Origin of the sequence: Algicola sagamiensis DSM 14643, from assembly GCF_000374485.1 — a bacterium.
Taxonomy (GTDB): Bacteria; Pseudomonadota; Gammaproteobacteria; order Enterobacterales; family Alteromonadaceae; genus Algicola; species Algicola sagamiensis.
In genome coordinates this window covers 192,121-212,673 of sequence record NZ_KB894496.1, presented here as the reverse complement: position 1 = coordinate 212,673, position 20,553 = coordinate 192,121, and the positions used below count along the sequence as shown (strand labels likewise).

Here is a 20,553-nt window from a genome sequence, read left to right as displayed (position 1 = left end):
GAAAAACGATATGAATAAAACAATGATGATGAGTGCATTCTCACTCTTACTTTCAACTCAGGTTTCTGCCGTTCCTTATGAGTCACCTCTTTTTGAAGATTTTGAAACCAAAACAACAACGATCCGTCATACTGGATGGCACCATACTGCGTATGATGGTTTTATTTACCAGTTGTACTTACGCAATAAAAATAATGATATCAGTACATATAAGTTCAAACATAAGCCGATTCAAAGCATCAACCATCGTTTAAGCTTCTCTCAAAATGACCCGATTCAAATCAATCTCGATCCCAGTCATGGTGGATTTGAATATGATTATGACTGCGATGAAGAACAAGTGGTTATTTCGGTCAATTATGAAAAACGTGGTAGCTTTCATGATGACTCGGTCATTGGATTTCGCTGTCGTCAGCTCAAGTCATATGATCCAAAAGTAAAAAATATTCAGTTGGTCGGCGAAGAAATCGTTCGTGTTTACGATGGCACTTGGCGAGGATGCCCTATTGATCAATTTATGACAGGCATGATTTTTACCCAAAACGCATTTGATGATCTGCACATCTATGCCGTGAAATGCCGCCGATTAAGAATAGAAGGTGAAATTGACTAAGTGAATTTGCTTAAGAGCAAAGAAGTCATGGCAGGTATCCCTGCCATGAGAAAAGAAACAATTTAGAATTCGTAACGAACGCCTGCTTCGATAGAGCGCTCTGCACCGAACCAGCAGCTATCTGAATCATAACATGATGAAACATAGCGTTCATCAGTAAGATTTGTCACGCTCAGCGTTAGTGACATTCCACTGAGAGAAGGGATCTTAGATCCAAAGTCATAAGATGCAGCAAAGTCATACAAAGTAAAGCTTGGAACTTCCCTTGTATTTAAGTCATCCACTTGGCTGTTGCCAACATAACGAACACCTGTTCCAACATTTAATCCTTCTAGGAAGTTATTAGAGAAATGATAATCGACCCATGCCATTGCATTTTCGTCAGCAACCCAAGTCGGGGACTTTCCAACCAGAGCCGGGTTATCATCCTTTTCTACTTTTACATCCATGTAAGAATACGAGAATGTCAAAAGCAGGTTATCTAATGACGATATTTCAGATTCAAGTTCCAATCCTTGTGAATTCACCAATCCAGTTTGGCGTCTAGTACGAGTTTTTGGATTTGTTGTGACGATATTTTTCTTATCAATATCAAACCAAGCCACAGTCACCGTATGCTCTTTATTTTCTGAGGTAAATTTCAAACCTAATTCCGTTTGAGCACTTGTAAGCGGTTTAAACGCATTTCCTTCACTATTTAATCCAGATACAGACTCAAACCCTTCAGCATAACTAGCAAATGGAGCGAGGCCGTTATCGAATGTATATAAAGCACCAAAACGAATACTTAAATTATCTTGATCTGTACTTTCTTGGCTTGGTGTGTAGAATTCTGGCTTGACCTGCCCTGAAGCTAGAACAGCATTATAGTCAAGCTGTCGCCCTTCAATATTTTGCTGTACTTTGTCATATCTTAAGCCAAAGATCCCGACAAAATCATTGACCTTGAGCTGATCTTGGAAGTAGTAACCAACTTGAGAGTAATCTACAGATTCAAGTGTTTGATTAATACGAATAAAAGACCTGCCACTCAATTGATCATTATTTCTAGCAAACAGATCGAGATTTGGAATACTTTCAAAAGGAATTTGAGGCTTTTCACTCACAAGGAGAGCATGGTCCCATCGTTTATCAAACTTATTATTTTGATAATCCAATCCAAAGAGTAGATTATGCTCAATCACCCCTTGTTCCAATGTTGCAGAAATTTGATTATCTATAACAAAACTTTTTGTAGATTCATCATTTCTATATGCAGCTCGATTGAGCAAGCGTTTTGAGTTCTTCGCAAATCCTCTGTTATAAATGTTTTCTGTGATTGCTTCTGCATACAAATAACGTGCATGTTGCATAATAGACCAGCTATCATTCAGCTGGTGAGATACTTTATACCCAATGAGCGACATATCCCTGTCAAACGTATCAAAGTTTTTATCGCCAATGTAAGTGTCGACAGGTAATTCACCATTCGGATTAAACAAGAAAGTACCTTCTGACGGTAAACTAGAATAAGCACCACTCTTTGGATCTTTTTGAAAGTACCCATAAACCTTAAGATGAGTCGCGTCATTTATCTGCCATGTGAGAGATGGTGCAAGGAAATAACGTTGATTTTCTGACGTTGCAGCTTGGCTATCACGTTCATGGTATAACGATGTTACCCGATAACTGAAGTCCGAATCACCAATTTGCCCGGTAGAGTCAACACCAAATTCTCGCAGGTTTCGATTACCAGTACGAACCTGCAAAGTATGCTGAGATTCTTGTTGTGGTTCTTTTGGAGCAAGATTAATCATCCCACCTGGTGCAGCATTACCATATAATACTGAAGAAGGTCCTTTTAACACTTCAATACTATTCAAAGAAAAAGCGTCAATCTGTGGTTGAATATTCCAACCATTCCACGGGAGTATAAGACCATCCCAATAGTTGTTATAATTTTTGAATCCACGAATTGTATATTCATCCAAACGAGAAATAACACCACCACGTGGCTCCGTCGTCACACCAGACACATAACGCATCGCTTTTATGATTGAATCCGCGCCGCGCATCTGAAGTTCTTTTTGGTCAATGACTTTGATGCTTTGCGGTGTTTCGATTGGGGAGAGTTTGGACTTGGTTGCAGTATTTCGATAGGAAGCACCATACACCGAAATTCGTTCGATTGATTCTTCTTGTACCTTGGCATCATCTGCCAAAACTGAAAAACTGGTAAGCGCGCTCAGTGAAATGATCGCAGCGATAGGTGATAACTTGAATTGACTGCACACCATGTTGGAAGTCCTTGTAAAAGTTATAAAATATTTAAATGAATACGTTAAAACCAGCCGTGACTATCATTAAAAGGTTAATCACTCTATTAACACGACTGAGAATTATTCTCATTTTCAAAAATTGTCGCAAAGGTTACATCAAAAGATCAAAACTTACCAGTATAATCGTGAAAAAGAGTGACCTTTTTACCTTCGAAAAAGGTGGGAATAAATCCATTAAAATTGAATGGTTTTCTTAAAAAGAGAGTTAACTAGTCTCAAATTGCAATACCCTCTCGGGACAATGGATTGACACCTATTTTATAACTGTTTGTAGTACATGACTGTTCTCTCTAATTGACCATCACTTGATCTCGCATAGCTTGGAATTTTTCCTGCTTCAATATAATCGAGAGATTGATATAGTAAATTAGGTGGATTCCATTTTGTTTTGGTTCTAAGTGGAGTTGGATCTTGCCACAATTGACTTCATTACAAGTCGCAACCCATAACACCCGAGAAGTATCCAAAACCCCTTCCCAGTATTGCCGTGCCATTGGCTTCGATAAAGGTGTTAAAAATCCAACTGACGCATCATTATCGACCAGCGAAAACAATAGTTGTGCGAGCGCCTCTAATTGGGTCGATTCGAGCGTTGTCATTTCTTCGATTAGAATAGGAGGGGGCTTCCATATCAGTACCACGATATTGAACTGATAAGTGAAACTATCAAAAAATCAACATGATAACAAGGGTACGTCTTGCGATATACCCCAGTATATTACGTACCTAATATTTGACGACATCTGAGAGGAGATGATATTCAACCACCATTCGTCGCCCACCTAACTCATAACCAACATGTTTTGTTAAACGATGAATCAAATCTAAACCTCGGCCATGCAGTGCTTCTGACTTCTTCTCAGTTAGCTTCTTCTCAAAGTCAAAACCAGCACCACTATCTGTCACGCCAATTTTGAGAATTTTATCTTGCGGGTAAAAATGAATATCTATATCCACACGCCCGTCTTTCATATTCTCTAATGCTTCTGTACGCATCTCGTAATATCGAATAAATCCATCTTCTTCATCTTTGACGGAAGAACTTAATCCAAGAACACCGTGTTCCAGCGCATTGTTGTACATTTCGGATAGGATCAGAAAGATAATCGAGCGGTGACGTTCCACAAAAGGTAATGCTGACATCATCTCGACAAGCTGCTTCACCGGATCCAATTCTTTTAACTCCTCATTTTCAATGGCAATATTCATTTCCATTGTAAGCAGGAACTGATCCTGCTCTTTGAGAGTGGTAATATCACTATGGATGGGTTTACAGTTGAGAAAAATACAGGTGATATCATCTTGCTGTTCATTATTCGTACCACAAAACTCATGCAAGTTATCGATGATGGTGTTCGTCGTCGGATATTCATGATTGAATAAACAATCATGGAGTCGTTCTTCTCCGTAATACTCACCCTCTGCATTTTCCTGTTCTGTCAAACCATCTGTATGCACAACCAGTCGATCACCAGGTTCAACCTGAAGTGTCATCACATCTGAGTTGAATTCGTAATCCTCTAACACTCCAAGTGCCATATGTGCTGATTCAATCGCATGCTTCTTACCCGATTTGGAGAGTAAATAAACATCAGGTAATCCACCCAACCACATACTGATAGTTTTTCCCGTATGCGACATCTCTAAAATGCAAGCCGCACAAAACATATTATCTGGCAACAAATTACGGAGCATTCCATTAATTTCCAATGAAATATCAGCAACAGTCAGTCCTTTCGCGACCATGTCATGAAACACTTTCGATAAAGGGAGTGCGCCCACAGCTGCTGCAAGTCCATGACCTGTAAAATCTCCGAGAAAAATATATAAGCTGCCAAATGGAGAGATATCAGCAATTGCTAAATCACCATTAAATGTATCTGCTGAGGAGATGTAAGCGTCGATCCATTCTTTATAGGTCGCATCAAGTCGCAGTGCATTGTCATAGATATGCTCAACGATTTCATGCTCACGATTGATAAGTCTTTGGTGGTATTCCAGCTGCTTTTTCTGTTTGAGGATTTTGGAGTAAAGCTCTCTACTTCGAAGGTGAGCTTTAACTTTTGCTTGTAAGATGACTCGCTCAAATGGCTTTGTTAGAAAGTCATCACCACCAACGTCCAGACAATACTCCAGACTATTCTGATCATCCAATGCTGTGATAAAAATGATTGGAAGGTAGGCATCCCCAGCAAGTTCTTTGAGCTTTGGTGCTGTCTCATAACCATCCATCACTGGCATCATGATATCCAGCATCACACAATCGGGTTGGTGCGATTCGTACATCGCCAACGCTTCTTCGCCGTTTTCGGCCTGGATCACCTCGTACCCTTGTTCCATCAGTAAATGCATTAATAAGGTACGATTGATCTCCTGATCATCAACTACCAGTATTTGAGTCATGGTGATTCTGTATGATGTTTAGTCGATCGAGAATTTCTTATCAAACCTTGAAATCTGTAGGATTTTCTTAATCTGTGGCTGACAGTTGCTGATCCGAAACCCATCAACCTTATTGTCGAGTGTTTTTTGCATATTCAGCAACATTCCAAGTGCAGAAGAGTCCATATAATCCGTTTCACGTAAATCAATGACTACCGTTGGACGATTTTCGCCAACGTCTTCATAAGCATCTCTGAACATTTGAACCATATTGAAATCAAACTTACCTTTAATTTGAATCGTCAGTTGCTTGCCATCCTGACTCAGATGTTTGTTGAGGCTCATTATTTTCTCCAAGTGTTAGAATAAATCCACTTCGTCTTTATGCTCTTGCGTATCCATCTGTTCTTGACTGTCCTTTTGTAATTCTTGCCAAGAAGATTGAACTGTTTCTTTATCATGATTTCGTAAAAAGTCTGTAGACAGATTAAGCATAGATTGCATCCACGAAATCTGCTTTGTCATATTATTCATGACAGACTGTAAATGATCTTCAAATTGCATTGCAGTCACTGTATCAGAAACATGGTGACTGATTTCCTCACCAAGTTGAGAAGCTTCCATGACAGCACGCTCCGTTGCGTCTTCAACTGTTTTTAGCTGATTGAGCATATCATCTACTGTATTCTTCGCTTCAATAGACGATGTCATATCCATCGTCGCGATGTGCCCAATAATGCTGCGAACTTCATCCATATGATTTTGAACTTGACTGACTTTCTCTCTAATTTCCTCATTCAGTCGATTTGAATTGAGAGACAAGCTGCGAACTTCATCTGCAACCACTGCGAATCCTCTACCATGCTCCCCTGCTCGCGCTGCTTCGATCGCGGCATTCAAAGCAAGTAAGTTCGTTTGATCAGCAATCCCGCGTACATTTTCAAGGAGCGAAAACATTTGCTCTAGAGGGCCTGACATATCTTCGATACTATGAACAGCCTTGACGCTCTTGTCGCTCACATCAATCAAAGCATCGACATATCCTTCGATAACTTTGTTGGTTTGCTCTGTGAATTCTTTCAGAGAAATTCCGGTGTCATCACTGTCCTGGTGCTTTAACACATTTATCAAGTCCATCAATTTATCTGTTTGTTGTGATGAAGCCGCTTCTAATGCCAAAAAACTTGATTGAACCTTCTCAATTGAGCTTGTAAACGATGCCCTCAATCCCTCTGTTTGCTTCGATAACTCGCCTAATTTATGATCGCCTGTTGTGAGCATTTCTGGTAAGAGTCCATGTTGTGGTTGGGTTTGGTAGTCCTGCTCTGCACCTTCATTCAATGTATTTGGATTTTGCTTCTGAATAAAAGTACTGTAGCCGAAAGTTCCCAACATAATCAGGAGCATCAATAAAACCCACCAGCTTCCTTGCAGGGCTGTTAAAATAAGCCCGATACATGACGAAATGAAGAAAACCGCACTTACGCCATAATCGACACGATGATTCATAGACTCTCTTTTGAAGAAAAAACTTTTATAGCTAACTAACACTTATAGCAAGTTTCTTTTAAAATGCCCGAAAATCGTTAGAAGGAATTCACTTCATGCCATATAAAGATGAAAACTCAAACCTTGTCTATTCCACAGATCAAGGTCGAATCCAACCGGAAAAGCAAAAAGCTGAGAAAGCAGAAGGATTTGCCGATGGATATGTCCGAGTCCGTCGAGAAACAAAAGGCCGCAAAGGAAAAGGCGTCATTGCTGTGATGGGCATACCAGAAGACTCAGCAGGACTCAAAAAAATAGCTGCTATACTGAAAAAGAAGTGTGGGACTGGCGGCGCAGTCAAGGATGACGTGATTGAAATTCAAGGAGATAAACGGGACATCATTGCGCAAGCACTCGAAAAAATGGGCTATAAAGTAAAGCAAAGCGGCGGCTGATAAACTCAATGTGCTTTCACCTAGAGACAAATTTGAGCGTATAACATGCATCATCTCTCACCTGAAGATTTGAATATTCTACTCGTTGAACCATCTGATGTTCAACGCAAATTGATCATGCGTCATTTACGAGATGAAGGGATTGGATTAGTCGAAGAAGCAAGCAATATGGAAGCCGCATTTGAAATATTAAATGACCACATTCCCGATCTGGTGATCAGTGCAATGCATCTGACAGAAGGCTCCAGTATGGAAATGCTCAAAAAAATCCGTAGTACAGACGGTTGGTCTGACATTCCATTCATGTTGATTTCCAGTGAAACCCGCAAGTCACAATTAGAAGAATACAAACAGTGTGGTGTTGTTGCGATTCTACCAAAGCCATTTGACCGTGTTCAATTTGGGAAAGCAATTAACGCAACTTTGGATTTACTCAATCCAGCAGAAATGGACTTAGGCTTCTTCGATGTCCAGGATCTCCGTGTACTGGTCGTCGATGATAGTCGAATGGCCAGAAACCACATTTCTCGCGTTTTAACCAACCTTGGGATCCAGCGGATCACACAAGCTGAAAATGGTCAGGAAGCTATCGATATCCTTAGTGGCGACATGTTTGACCTTGTTGTCACAGATTACAATATGCCTGAGGTGACAGGAAAGGAACTGACGGAACATATTCGAGGTGATAGCAACCAATCTCATATCCCAGTATTAATGGTCACCTCAGAAGCGAATGACACTCATTTGGCAAACATTGAGCAAAGTGGTGTCAATGCCATGTGTGATAAACCTTTTGAGCCAGAAATGGTCAAAGCGATCCTTTATCAACTATTGGATGATCATTAAGCAACAGCCATTAAGCTGATTGACGAGTGATCGTCTTCTGATGTTGTGTAATAAAAGACAATAGCTGTTCTTCTGGAAGTGGGTGGCTTAAAAAATACCCCTGTATACAATCACACTGATTATGTTCTAAAAATTGTTGCTGAAATTCGCTTTCAATCCCTTCAGCAATTGTTCGAATACTCAATTTTTGCGCCATTGCGATGATCGCACAGACTATCGCGCGATCATTTTCTTCATTTTCAATTTCCAAAATAAACGAACGATCAATCTTGAGCTTATTCACAGGAAAGCGACTGAGATAACTTAAACTGGAATAGCCAGTCCCAAAGTCATCGATTGCTAAGCTCACCCCAATGAGTTTTAATTGGTTCAACAGTTCGATCGCGGTATCAATATCTTGTACCAACATGCTTTCCGTGATCTCAAGCTCCAGCAGTGCTGGCCGGATCCGCGCCATTGTTATCGACCTTTCCAAGAATGTGATAAAGTCTTTGTCAATCAGCTGTTGTGCAGAAACATTTACAGCGACTTTTAAATCATAGAAGCCTTCCTGTTGAAAACGTGCAATCGCTGCGACCGCTTCTTGGATCACCCAATGTCCAATCTCTCTGATGAGTCCTGATTGTTCAGCTATGGGTATAAATTTCGCTGGCGAAATCATTCCTGATTCAGGCTGCTCCCAACGGAGCAATGCTTCAACCCCTCGTATCTTTTGAGTCGACAACTCAAGCTGAGGTTGAAAATGCAGCTTAAATTCCTGATTTTGTATCGCCTGACGAAGCTGCTGTTCCAATGCCAGACTTTCCCTTGCTTCCTGATTCAACAGCGGATGAAAAAATACAACTTGTCCCACCCCTTTTTGCTTTGCACATAACAAGGCAAGTTCCGCTTGTTGAAAGACCATCCCACTCTCGGTCTCCCGTTGTACAAGACTAGCCCCTATCGAGACAGAAACCCTTAAGTCATGTCCACCAAGGTAGATGGGTTCCTCAATGATTTTCATGACATTTTCAATAATCAGGTTCGCTGCATCAACATCTTTCACATCCCCGATGATAATCGCGAACTCATCGCCACCCACTCTGGCAATAATATCTGAATCCTTCAGGAGAGACTGGCAACGTGACACAATCTCAGAAAGCAATAAATCCCCCAATTGATGTCCTAAGGTATCATTCAAACGAGAAAAGTCATCGATATCCAATGCGAGGATCGCAAAAGAATAATAGCCCTGCTGAACTAGGCTAGATAACTTTTGTAATTTACCCATCAAATATTGTCGATTTGGGATCTGCGTTAAAGGATCATAAAACGCCAAACGTTCTACCTGACTTTCATTCTTTTTATGCAGGGTAATATCGAGTGCGCAAGCAATGTAATTTGTGAGATGTTTTTGGTGATCCCTGACTTCCGAAATACTTAAGCTGAGCCAGGTTTCAATGTCTTGGTCAACGTGAAGCGCCATTCGCACTTCCCCCTGCCAGTACCCATCAATATCCAATGCTGAGATAATCTGATGACGCAGAGTCTGCATTTCCGGAGACAAGATGGTATATAGAGATTGATGTATAAAGCTCTCTTCATTACCTTTTGCCAGCTCAAGCCACTTGGGGTTCACATGCTCAATGTTCATATGATGATCGGTGATCACGATGCCCATCCCACTACAAGCAATTGCGTTGGACAATTTTTGGGCTGCAGCTTCTGCTGAGTCTTTTTCAATCAGACGCTCATTCAGTCCCTGCATCAGAATATTGATTTCGCCAACCATGGTATCAAAGGCAGACGAAAGCTCTGCGACTTCATCCTGGTTTTTTCGGGTCGGTTCCGCAATCCAATGTTTTTCCATCAAATCACTCATGGATGCGTACAACCTACGGATCCGCCGAAGGAGCAAAACATCAATAGATAAATGAAGTAACAGCGCTACAACCAGTGTGACAAGGAAGAAAATAAGTGGCAATTTCCACTTGGAAGCGGACATGGATTGAAATACAGTTTCTTCATCAGCAAGAACAACGAGCGTCCAATTGAGTTGATGAACCGGACTTGCACTCACCAAGTATTTTCGCCCCTCATATATCAGACTGACATCCTCTTCATTCCACCCATTTTGCTGTATTTTTTCACCGAATGCTTTGAGCGTTGGGGAAACCTTAGGAAGCTCTCCCGGGTGTTGTTCCGATAATCCAGGGAAGTACAGAATTCTGCCTTGCTGATCAAGGAGCATGATTTTATGGACCTTATTCGCCTGATTCATTGTTTTGAGGTCTTGGATCAGTGCATATAACTCATAATCACTTCCCGTCAGGCCTTGAAACTGATTGGACTCATCATAAATCGGAATAATAAAACTGGTCATCCAGCGGCGAAGGATCACATCATAGTAGATTGGTGTCCACACCGCTCTTTGCTCTGGGTTAAAATCGGGGCGTGCCACCTTAAAGAACAAGTCCGCTTGAAAGTCATGCCCTGCCAACACATCCAGTGACCATTTTGGTGGCGAAATTCGAATGAAGTTCTCGGTCGAAATATAATAGAAAGCGTAAAACTTCTGGCGCATAATTGGCGCCAAATCACGCCAAATTTCCGCAGTTACATTAAATTGGCGTTTATGAAAATCAGTGAGTGCATGTGTTCCAATGTATGCCGCTGATTCTTCCTCGGATTGCCTTGTTGAGCCGTCATGCCATTCATCCAATTCTACAGAAATATTGGCAGGTTCACCTTTTCGGAATAGCCGCTGTTTGACCTTTCTATTCGCAGCCAGTGCGATATCTTCCATATCAACCAGCTGTTTTTCAAATGCCAATGAGAAATGCGTGGAGAGTTGTGACAATAATGCTTTTTGTTCATGAAGAAAGTCTGATTTCTCATGATGAAATACAATGATCGAAAGCAGAGTGCCAAATAAACTACAGATAAGAAATACTGTAAAGCTTACCTTACTATTTATCGTTCTGTTCGCAAACATCTATGGCCTATGAAGAAAAGGTACTTTGACGAATCACCCTTAGTACCACATACATACCATAAAATAAAATATATATTCAAAATTCGGCAATAATCAGACAAAAGCGTGTCTTTTTTATATTCTATTTTATCGGTACAGATGTTTTCTTGCGATGATTTTGTATAAATCAACTTGCACAAGAATCACCTGATGCGTATCCTGAATGGGAAATTTTGCTGTATCTCGAAGTTGCTCAATCTTAAATTAACACGACAGCTCCCATAGAAAACAGCTATGAAAACTTTACTAAAACGTACACTCATCACCACAATCTCCCTCAGCTTTCTATTTCTGACATTCATCTTCTTTTTGTTAAGAGCAAGTCTCCCAATACTTGATGGAGAACATCAAACCAATCAATTGCAAAGGCAGGTCACAATCCATCGTGATAAAAATGGCTACCCGACCATTCACGCACCAGACCAGAAAAGTGCGGCTTTTACGCTTGGCTTTTTGCATGCACAAGAGCGCTTTTTTCAAATGGATATTCTCAGACGTACTTCAGCAGGTGAACTCTCTGAACTTGTTGGTCCTGCCGCACTCGATATGGACAGACAATTTCGAGTCCACCAATTCCGAAAACGCCTCTCCACAAACTTCTCTCTTATTCCTCAAGCACACCAGGATTTATTGAGGCAATATACCAAAGGCGTCAATGAAGGATTGATCGCACTGGGTGCCAAGCCCTTCGAATACTTGCTACTTGGCGTTTCGCCCAAACGTTGGACCCCCATTGATTCAATGTTAGTTGTCGCCAGTATGTATCTGGACCTACAAGATCATACTGGAAAGTGGGAGCAGAATATGGCGGTCCTCTCTGCGGTATTGACCAAAGAAACTGTTCAATTCCTGGTCCCAGAAGGGACTCCATGGGATGCGGCATTGGATGGAACAAAGTTCCAAATGGCTGCACTTCCTGAACTTCAACTCCCCCAGAGCAAAAAAACCTTTGTTCACCAAGAACGTTTCTTTTCTGATCAGGGGTATCCGGGAAGTAACAGCTGGGCAATTTCCGGAGAACTGACCCAGCATGACTCAGCGATGTTAGCCAATGACATGCACTTGAATATTGGTGTCCCGAATATTTGGTATAAGGCCAGCCTGGATTATCAGCATGCACACGCAAACTTTCGTATTTCTGGCGTTACCTTACCGGGTACGCCCGGTGTCGTTGCTGGTTCAAATGGGCATATCGCTTGGGGTTTTACAAACAGTTATGGTGACTATAGTGATGTGATCCAGCTGGATGTAGATAAAGCATCTCAAAAATATCGAACCCCCTTTGGCTGGGAGCCACTCATTCAGGATAAGGAGACTATTCGTGTCCGAGGCGCAGACTCAGAACAGATCACCGTTTCAAGAACGCATTGGGGACCTGTCATTGACAACGATCAATCGCTTGCACTGCGTTGGGTTGCTTATGACCCAGAAGGGATCAATGCCCAAGTCTGGTTTCTAGGTCAGTCTTTTACAACGAAGCAGGCAATTGAACTTGCACATCGCGCAGGAATACCGGCACAAAATATGGTCATTGCCGATACTTTTGGTGACATTATATGGACCATCATGGGACCTATTCCAAAACGTGCAGCAACGCTCGGCCAAACGCCAAAGCCCTGGCATGATACAACCTACCAATGGTTTGGCTATCGGCTTCCCCACGAATACCCGATGATTTCAAGCCCCCCTCACCAACGCATTTGGACAGCGAACAACCGGATCGTCGGTGGAAAAAACTATCAGACCATTGGCAATGGCGGATATGCGCTTGGTGCCCGTGCACAACAAATCCGCAGTCGACTATTTGCACAAGACCAATTTACAGAAGCAGAACTGCTTCATATTCAATATGACTACAATGGTGTGTATTTGAAACGCTGGCAGAATTTTCTCATTCAACACCTAGAAAGAAAAACACACCACGCTGAATCCAAAGAACTCCTTCGTTTACTCGATCATGCCCAATTACAAGCAAGAAGAAACTCGAATGTTTATCTTCTCGTTCACCATATCCAACGTCATATTAAAGAACATGTCTATGCCGACATCATGGCTCAGCTGATTGCATACGCACCTACCTTTAAGCCTGCATTACCCCTCAAGCATGCACTAGAAGAACCGCTTTGGCAACTGGTCACAAAGCAACCCTCTTCTTGGCTTCCTGCGCAATTCTCTTCTTGGGAAAATCTGATTGATCAAGCGATTCATGATGCGCTCGAAGAAATTGAAACGAATCACGGTAATTGGAAGACTGCTACTTGGGGAGACTATAATCGGAGCCGTATTTCACACCCACTTGCCAGTGGTATTCCTGTTTTTGGGCAGTTTCTCAATATGCCAGAGGTGCCTATGGATGGAGAGCGCTCATTTATGCCGATGATCACGCAGCACGGATTTGGTGCTTCACAACGCATGGTCGTCTCACCAGGAAATGAAGATACTGGTATATTGCAAATGCCCTCTAGTCAGAGTGGCCATCCGCTTTCACCCTATTATGGCGTTGGGCATCAAGACTGGCTCAACCAGGTTCCAACGCCTTTTTTACCAGGTAAAAAGAAATACACGCTGGTTTTAAAACCATAAATAACATCAGGTGACAGATGAAAGGATACGGATGTCTTTTTTCCGTATTCCTCTGTGAGATATTTCCTACAAATATGTAGTCGATAAGAGCACTATGGTTGCATCTTTTTCAACAAAATTAACTTAACTTGCTGTTATTTAAATATATTTCTTCAAACCATAAAATCATTTATCAAAAATTTTCTATTTTTAACGCTCAAATTCTCTGACTCAGGCGCATATACTGAATATCGAAAGGACAAGGAAATTGGATGTGCTTCAGGAAAGAAGCTGAGCAAGGAGCAAGGGAACAAGGATTACGATGGAACGTGGGGAGAAGGCAAGGCTGAAAGGACGTCTTGTTTGCAGGAAGCAGTGAAGGCACATGGAGTACATGGAAGCATCACATGGATTGCGAAAATACGGCGCAGCTCGAAAGGGCTGCGCTTCATTTTATTTGAACTTCTCTAGATGAAATCAGATGTATTCGTTCAGACAAGATACCATCACTCGTCATCTTTATATCAAGCACAATCAGTATCAGAAACATGCCCTCCCTGGCATGTAACCGATGAACTCTATTTATGAACTGTCTTGGTCACCGTTCGTCCATCAACTTCAAAACTCGCGGTCAAAGCAACACCATCATAGGGCTTAAATGCATGGAGCAACACGTGATAAACACCTACTTTAGGTTGGTCGAACACACAAGTTTCATCTGGTTTTGTCCGAAATGGTCTACAGTCCCAACGATCCAGTGTCGGCTGCTGGCCAAAGCGAACATGCATATCTGAGTCTCCAGTCCCACCACGCTGCTCAAATCTCAGGTTGGATGCCTCTTCTGGGATTTCTATATGAAAATATGCCATTGCACCTTTTTGAGATTGGGTGTCTTCAATGGTTTTTCGGTTTTCTAGCGCTGTACTATCATCCTTGCCCGTCAAATAGCTACCACTCAATGTAATATCTTGATAATCTGAAAATGCATGCAACATCGCGTAGTATTTCCCTTTCTTGGGATCCGCAAACACACAAGTTTCTCGCTGGATCACTTTATAAGGGCGACAATCATATTCTCCCAGCGATGCACGTTTACCAAATAGGACATGCATATCTGCATCGCCTTTCCCACCATCAATTTCAAGCTTCAGATCTCTTGCGCCCTCCGGGATCTGAATAAAATAGTGTTTTTCCTTTCCTTTGGTTGAAGCAAGCCCCTCAACTGGCTCTTGGTTTTTCAGCTCGGTAACTGGTGGCTCCGGTTGATCGGCAACACCTGGGTTATAAAGCTTTTGACTGGTACAATATTTTTTTCCATCCTTTTCCAACCAGAAGTAATTGCAATTCCTGTCATAGCTATCCCGTCCGGTCTTCACTTTATAACCCGAAAGATAAACGCCATTGAGATGATAAAATCGGCCATCCTTTTTCACACTGTAATGCTGATGAGGTCCAGTTGAATGCCCTCCGTTACATAGCGCCTGTGATTTCGAATTTGCGTAATTCGCCAATCGCTGATTCATTGTCACCGGATCATTCGTTGATATTTGAACATTCCCAAGGTGATAGTAAGTCGTTGACCAGCCACTCTCATGCACCACTTCAACAAAGCATGATGAATGTCTTTTTGCTTTCCCATTAGCTGAGGAGACGACCCACTTATTCGATGTATCCGATCCCCAGCGACCACCATTATTCATATCCAAAGAAGATTGTGGATAATCACCACTCCCTGTATTGGTATGACTTCCACCAAACCACCAGCTTTCTTTGATTGGAAAAGGCAGTTGTAGCATATTTTTTTGTGGAACATTTTGGTGATGGTACGCCGCTATCGACTTTTGGGTTTCTTCAAAAACAGGATATTGTGCTACGGGAAATAACAATGCATAAGTCTCTCTAAAACGTGCGAAGTGATCTGTATTTTGCGGAAGCCGGACAAACAATGCTTTTAAAGCCGCTTCGGCAAGAGTTTCACTTTGAGGAGATTGTGATGCATGAACTGCGTATTCTGCATGCAATTTGTCGTAATAAATTTTCGAGAGCTTTATAGCAACCTGCTTCGTTTGTGCTGAAACGCCCATCACATTCGATAATATTCCAAAAGGTTGAAAAGCTTTTGGGTCAATTTCTGTCGGTTGCTGAACAACGCCTGATTGCATTTCCATCAATGTCAACAACACTTTTGGGCTGATACTACTATAGCCCGACCAGTGTGAGATGATTTCAGCATAGGGGTACAGATGGGGTGAATGCTGTTGAAGATACGCCGCAATATCAAACTGAAACATTTCCTCATATTGATAAATTATATTCACTTCAGAGACTTCAATTTCATTTGCAGGGAGTTGTAAAGTTGTAAAAGCACAACCAATAATAGGGAATATCAAAACTCGATTCAGAGTACGTCTTTTCAAAAAACGCATAGTGTTCTCCTTTTTTAGACAAAAGTGCCCCACATCAATGGGTGCACCATCAATGAAAAATAAATTGGTACTTTTTTGCTATTTCTGAGCATAGAACACTGCTCAAAAAGAAAACAAAAAGAAATTAAAAAATTAATTTAATTTTTATGGAAGGTTAATTTTAAGAAAACAAATTGCATGCAATTTTTAATATTCTCCTATAAATCCGATCGCTTACAAAAATTCACTCCCTTTTGGCAATACTATTTACTGATATTTAAACACACCCACCCTGTATTCAATATAGGCTGACGAGGATCATCCAATTCATTGAATTTTTAAGTGGTACTATGAGACTAATTTTGGATAAAAAAAGCATCTTGATTGATATCAACACAAAGAACCGAACAGGAATTAATCAGACTGTCCCCTTTCATTACAAATAAGCGATTTTTTCATGAAATTAAACTTGCAACTTAAGGCGTATTTAACTAGTCTTATATGAAGTGGTCTGACCTCTAAAATGAAAGCCTTTAGGAGAATTAAATGCTTATCTTCTGGTCGATATTTATCATCTTGATGGGTATTCTTGCCTATCACCGTGCAAAACTGACAACCTTTACTGGGGTTGCTGTCGCAGCCATGATCCTTGGAACATTGAATGACATCGTTGGGTCATTTGCTTGGCTGGTCTTCTTGGCGATTGCTGTACCATTAAATGTCTCTAGCATTCGTAAACAGTACATGACAAAACCGATACTCAAACTGTATCGCAAGATCATGCCACAAATGTCTCGTACCGAGCAGGAAGCCCTCGATGCAGGCACAACATGGTGGGAAACCGATCTCTTTCGTGGTAATCCTGATTGGGATAAATTACATAACATTCCGAAGGCTCGTTTAAGTGCTGAAGAGCAGGCATTTCTCGACGGTCCATGTGAAGAAGTCCTTGCCATGATCAGCGACTGGGATACAACCCATGAGCGCGCTGATTTATCCCCGGAAGTCTGGCAGTATTTAAAAGACAATCAATTTTTCGCCATGATTATCAAAAAAGAATATGGTGGTCTAGACTTCTCAGCTTATGCACAATCTTGTGTTCTTCAAAAGCTTTCCACAAAAAGCACTGTTTTAGCGAGTACTGTCGGTGTGCCAAACTCATTGGGGCCTGGTGAACTACTTCAGCATTATGGAACAAAAGAGCAACAAGATCATTACCTTCCACGCCTCGCAAAAGGTGAAGAAATTCCATGTTTCGCCCTCACCAGCCCTGAAGCAGGCTCTGATGCAGGTGCAATTCCTGATTACGGGATTGTTTGTAAAAGCGAATGGGAAGGTAAAGAAGTTGTCGGTATGCGCCTGACATGGAATAAACGCTATATCACACTTGCGCCAGTTGCAACTGTGCTAGGCCTAGCGTTTAAATTACGTGACCCGGATGGTCTCCTTGGCTCTGAGGAAGATCTCGGTATTACTTGTGCGTTGATTCCAGTTTCAACACCAGGTGTTCAAATTGGACGTCGCCACTTCCCGCTCAATGTCCCATTTCAAAATGGCCCAACACGAGGCGAAGACGTTTTCGTACCCCTTGACTTCATCATTGGCGGCCAAAAAATGGCCGGTCAAGGCTGGCGTATGCTAGTTGAATGCCTGTCTGTCGGTCGTGCGATTACACTGCCGTCAAACTCAGCGGGTGGATTAAAAGCAGCAGCTATAACCACGGGGGCCTATAGCCGTGTTCGTCGTCAATTCAAACTACCTATCGGTAAAATGGAAGGCGTTGAAGAAGCTATGGCTCGTTTAGGTGGGTATGCTTATATGTCTGATGCTGCATGCTCCCTCTCAACGACCGGAATTGCACTAGGCGAAAAGCCTTCTGTCATTTCTGCGATTTTAAAATATCATCTGACAGAACGTGTCCGCACTGGTATCAATGACGCGATGGATATCCACGGCGGTAAAGGTGTCATGATGGGACCAGAAAACTACCTGGCACGTGGCTATCAAGGAACACCTGTTGCGATCACTGTTGAAGGTGCAAACATCTTGACCCGAAACATGATCATCTATGGCCAGGGTGCAATCCGCTGCCATCCCTATGTATTACCTGAACTTCACGCAGCGCAAATGTCTGATGAACGCGAAGCTGTTGATGCTTTCGATGGTGCATTATTCGGCCATATTGGATTCGCAATCAGTAACTTCTTCAGAACATTTTGGCATGGGATAACCAACGCGCACTTTGCAGAGACACCATTTAAAGACGAAACCAAGCGTTATTACCAACAAATGTCTCGTTTCAGTGCAACGCTTGCGTTTTTCTCTGATGTTGCAATGGGTGTTCTTGGTGGTGAGCTAAAACGCAAAGAGCGGATCTCAGCGCGGCTTGGTGATGTATTAAGTATGCTTTATCTCACTTCAGCAACCCTGAAACGCTACAATGATGATGGTCGCCAAGCAGGCGATAAATTGCTGATGCAATGGGCTTGTGAAGACAACCTTTATCGCGCACAAGAGGCACTGGATGAGCTTGTCAATAACTTCCCAAATGCCATTGTTGCACGCTTCATGAAGCTTGTGATCTTCCCATTCGGAAAACGCATCAAGCGCCCTTCTGATATGTTGGATCACAAAGTTTCTCGTTTACTGCAAACACCATCTGAGGCGAGAAATCGCTTAGCGACAGGTGTCTATCTCACTCGTGTTGAAAACAACCCGATTGGGATGCTGGAGCAAACACTGGAAGACATCATCGCGTGTGAGCCTATCTTCGAGAAAGTTTGCCGTGAAGCTGGAGAACGCCTACCGTTCTATCGCCTGAATGAGGTTGCAGAAAAAGGTCTTGAGCTGAAGGTCATCAGCCAGGAAGATGCAGATCTCCTTCGCCGAGCTGAGCAAGGTCGTTTAAGAGCCATCAACGTCGATGATTTCGATCCGATGGATTTGCCTGCGAACAAATCACTTGTTGAACAAGACAAGAAAGCCGGTACAAAAGCAGCATAAAATTGAAAGCCCTGCACTACTCGCAGGGCTCTCATCTTCTCACCAAAACGCAGTTTATCCCAAACTCTGCTAAAATTTGAGCAGTAAACAGGATTTAGCATCAACATATGAGCCGTAACTGCACCCGATTGATCGCTTTGTTTCTCTTCTTATTCGTGGGCTTCGAAAGCTCATCAATTACTCTACGCCTTTGTACGGCAATGCCTCAATCTTATTTGGAAAAAAACAATAGCTTTTTCACAGGCGGATCAGTACAAGAAATCGACTGTATTTTCAATCAGCTAAACCTGGAATACCAAATTGAGCTATCTCCAAGACAATCTTGTGAGAAAATGGTCTCGAGTGGTCGCGTTGACGGCGCTTTTAGCATCATCTCTGAAGCTGGCCATATTCAAAATGTACAGTTTTCTGCACCAACATCTTTAAACAAATGGAATTGGTATACGCTGTCCCCATTTGATATCAATCAGACAACCAAACCCATCGGCGTCCTGAAAGACAGTAATGAAGAAGCTTGGTTGAAATTAAATCATTACTCGCAAATCGTATCCGTTGATTCTATCCATCAATTATACAAATTGCTCAGCCGCCAGAGGGTCACTGCTTTTTTAGCACGTGAGACATCCGTCGAAAAAGAGTTTGCACACCTTCCAGCAGAATTTAAATCTGTACAAAAAATATTTCATAAATACACCGCTGTGGGGTGCTATTTTTCTTTGCAATACTTGCTGACAAACCCTACATTCTTAGATAAATTTAATGATAGAATTTATGCCTGCCAGAAGAAAAGACTGACTTTATCTCAGCAAGAACTTGATGTGCTCCATCAGATAGCAAAACAGATCAAAGCCTTCGCTTCCACACAAACTATTCTTTCTTACATCCAAAAACAAAATGAAGATCACCAGAAACTTGCTCAAGATTCAATCATGAAGTTGGATCAACAGTGGCGTCAAGAAGCAAAGATAGGGGGCGGCCCCTTAATCAAAAAGGTACTCAGTAATCCTGTGTCTCTTTATTTGAAGCAAGTTGAAGCAAACTCGAAAGGACTCTATCAAGAAATTTTTATCATGGATAACAAAGGCCTCAATGTTGCTCAAAGTAAAGTGACATCGGACTATTGGCAAGGAGATGAAGCAAAATTCAAAAATACCTATGAAAGAGGCAACGCTAAAACATTCATTGATGATATCCAATTTGATCAATCTACCCGTATGTTTTTATCACAAATCAGTATTACTCTCGTTGATCCCGCAACACAATCTCCCATTGGTGCCATCACTGTCGGCGTGAATGTTGAGAAAGTGCTCATCATGCTTCAATGACCACACCGTGAAATACACACCTCACAGCAAAAACCACACAAAAGAATGATTTAAAAATATTCGTAAGTTCATGAAATGTTAGTATTTGTTATCCAATCCCTATATGATAGCGTGCCTTTACTTATCCACGGATAACGTCGATA

General features: G+C 41.9%; 13 protein-coding genes. 6 read left to right on the top strand and 7 right to left on the bottom strand.

Annotated features, from left to right (window positions below):
• Positions 1 to 10 precede the first annotated feature (10 nt).
• Positions 11 to 613: a hypothetical protein gene (locus C505_RS0111240; protein ID WP_018692710.1), complete on the top strand. Its 603-nt coding sequence runs from the start codon at positions 11 to 13 to the stop codon at positions 611 to 613.
• A 62-nt stretch (positions 614 to 675) separates the two neighbouring features.
• Here C505_RS0111240 and C505_RS0111235 read toward each other — a convergent pair whose 3' ends face one another.
• The 5 genes from C505_RS0111235 to C505_RS23655 all read right to left on the bottom strand — a co-directional run bounded on the left by C505_RS0111235 (position 676) and on the right by C505_RS23655 (position 6,822).
• Positions 676 to 2,889: a TonB-dependent siderophore receptor gene (locus C505_RS0111235; protein ID WP_018692709.1), complete on the bottom strand. Its 2,214-nt coding sequence runs from the start codon at positions 2,887 to 2,889 to the stop codon at positions 676 to 678.
• Between the two features lie 332 nt (positions 2,890 to 3,221).
• Complete coding sequence (locus C505_RS0111225; protein ID WP_026317900.1) at positions 3,222 to 3,530, bottom strand: hypothetical protein; 309 nt, start codon at positions 3,528 to 3,530, stop codon at positions 3,222 to 3,224.
• 127 nt (positions 3,531 to 3,657) lie between these two features.
• Positions 3,658 to 5,334, bottom strand: a complete 1,677-nt coding sequence (locus C505_RS0111220; protein WP_018692707.1) for a fused response regulator/phosphatase — start codon at positions 5,332 to 5,334, stop codon at positions 3,658 to 3,660.
• Positions 5,335 to 5,352: 18 nt separating this feature from the next.
• The gene (locus C505_RS0111215; protein ID WP_018692706.1) at positions 5,353 to 5,658 is read right to left on the bottom strand and encodes an STAS domain-containing protein; all 306 of its coding nucleotides are present in this window, start codon (positions 5,656 to 5,658) and stop codon (positions 5,353 to 5,355) included.
• Positions 5,659 to 5,673: 15 nt separating this feature from the next.
• Positions 5,674 to 6,822 carry a methyl-accepting chemotaxis protein gene (locus C505_RS23655; RefSeq protein WP_018692705.1) on the bottom strand — a complete coding sequence of 383 codons (1,149 nt, stop codon included), beginning with the start codon at positions 6,820 to 6,822 and terminating at the stop codon, positions 5,674 to 5,676.
• Positions 6,823 to 6,917: 95 nt separating this feature from the next.
• Here C505_RS23655 and C505_RS0111205 point away from each other — a divergent pair, with 95 nt between their 5' ends.
• Together C505_RS0111205 and C505_RS0111200 are read left to right on the top strand one after the other, a co-directional pair.
• Positions 6,918 to 7,256, top strand: coding sequence for an SUI1 family translation initiation factor (locus C505_RS0111205; protein WP_018692704.1), 339 nt, complete (start codon positions 6,918 to 6,920; stop codon positions 7,254 to 7,256).
• Between the two features lie 45 nt (positions 7,257 to 7,301).
• Positions 7,302 to 8,102 carry a response regulator gene (locus C505_RS0111200; protein WP_018692703.1) on the top strand — a complete coding sequence of 267 codons (801 nt, stop codon included), beginning with the start codon at positions 7,302 to 7,304 and terminating at the stop codon, positions 8,100 to 8,102.
• Between the two features lie 10 nt (positions 8,103 to 8,112).
• Here the strand turns inward: C505_RS0111200 and C505_RS0111195 are convergent, their stop codons facing one another.
• On the bottom strand, positions 8,113 to 11,076 hold the full coding sequence (locus C505_RS0111195) for a bifunctional diguanylate cyclase/phosphodiesterase (RefSeq protein ID WP_018692702.1): 2,964 nt from the start codon (positions 11,074 to 11,076) through the stop codon (positions 8,113 to 8,115).
• Between the two features lie 273 nt (positions 11,077 to 11,349).
• Between C505_RS0111195 and C505_RS0111190 the strand changes: the two genes are divergently transcribed.
• On the top strand, positions 11,350 to 13,698 hold the full coding sequence (locus C505_RS0111190; protein WP_018692701.1) for a penicillin acylase family protein: 2,349 nt from the start codon (positions 11,350 to 11,352) through the stop codon (positions 13,696 to 13,698).
• Positions 13,699 to 14,255: 557 nt separating this feature from the next.
• Here the strand turns inward: C505_RS0111190 and C505_RS0111185 are convergent.
• Positions 14,256 to 16,103 carry a pre-peptidase C-terminal domain-containing protein gene (locus C505_RS0111185; RefSeq protein WP_018692700.1) on the bottom strand — a complete coding sequence of 616 codons (1,848 nt, stop codon included), beginning with the start codon at positions 16,101 to 16,103 and terminating at the stop codon, positions 14,256 to 14,258.
• 525 nt (positions 16,104 to 16,628) lie between these two features.
• Here C505_RS0111185 and fadE point away from each other — a divergent pair.
• Entirely contained in the window at positions 16,629 to 19,085 is a 2,457-nt protein-coding gene (gene fadE / locus C505_RS0111180) for an acyl-CoA dehydrogenase FadE (RefSeq protein ID WP_018692699.1), read from the top strand.
• A 107-nt stretch (positions 19,086 to 19,192) separates the two neighbouring features.
• Positions 19,193 to 20,410, top strand: a complete 1,218-nt coding sequence (locus C505_RS23650; protein WP_083938327.1) for a substrate-binding periplasmic protein — start codon at positions 19,193 to 19,195, stop codon at positions 20,408 to 20,410.
• The last annotated feature ends 143 nt before the right edge of the window (positions 20,411 to 20,553 follow it).

What these genes read in the sequence shown, in the direction of transcription:
- C505_RS0111240 (WP_018692710.1), top strand. Translation starts at nt 11, where the DNA reads ATGAATAAAACAATGATGATGAGTGCATTCTCACTCTTACTTTCAACT.
- C505_RS0111235 (WP_018692709.1), bottom strand. Translation starts at nt 2,889, where the DNA reads ATGGTGTGCAGTCAATTCAAGTTATCACCTATCGCTGCGATCATTTCA.
- C505_RS0111225 (WP_026317900.1), bottom strand. Translation starts at nt 3,530, where the DNA reads ATGACAACGCTCGAATCGACCCAATTAGAGGCGCTCGCACAACTATTG.
- C505_RS0111220 (WP_018692707.1), bottom strand. Translation starts at nt 5,334, where the DNA reads ATGACTCAAATACTGGTAGTTGATGATCAGGAGATCAATCGTACCTTA.
- C505_RS0111215 (WP_018692706.1), bottom strand. Translation starts at nt 5,658, where the DNA reads ATGAGCCTCAACAAACATCTGAGTCAGGATGGCAAGCAACTGACGATT.
- C505_RS23655 (WP_018692705.1), bottom strand. Translation starts at nt 6,822, where the DNA reads ATGAATCATCGTGTCGATTATGGCGTAAGTGCGGTTTTCTTCATTTCG.
- C505_RS0111205 (WP_018692704.1), top strand. Translation starts at nt 6,918, where the DNA reads ATGCCATATAAAGATGAAAACTCAAACCTTGTCTATTCCACAGATCAA.
- C505_RS0111200 (WP_018692703.1), top strand. Translation starts at nt 7,302, where the DNA reads ATGCATCATCTCTCACCTGAAGATTTGAATATTCTACTCGTTGAACCA.
- C505_RS0111195 (WP_018692702.1), bottom strand. Translation starts at nt 11,076, where the DNA reads ATGTTTGCGAACAGAACGATAAATAGTAAGGTAAGCTTTACAGTATTT.
- C505_RS0111190 (WP_018692701.1), top strand. Translation starts at nt 11,350, where the DNA reads ATGAAAACTTTACTAAAACGTACACTCATCACCACAATCTCCCTCAGC.
- C505_RS0111185 (WP_018692700.1), bottom strand. Translation starts at nt 16,103, where the DNA reads ATGCGTTTTTTGAAAAGACGTACTCTGAATCGAGTTTTGATATTCCCT.
- fadE (WP_018692699.1), top strand. Translation starts at nt 16,629, where the DNA reads ATGCTTATCTTCTGGTCGATATTTATCATCTTGATGGGTATTCTTGCC.
- C505_RS23650 (WP_083938327.1), top strand. Translation starts at nt 19,193, where the DNA reads ATGAGCCGTAACTGCACCCGATTGATCGCTTTGTTTCTCTTCTTATTC.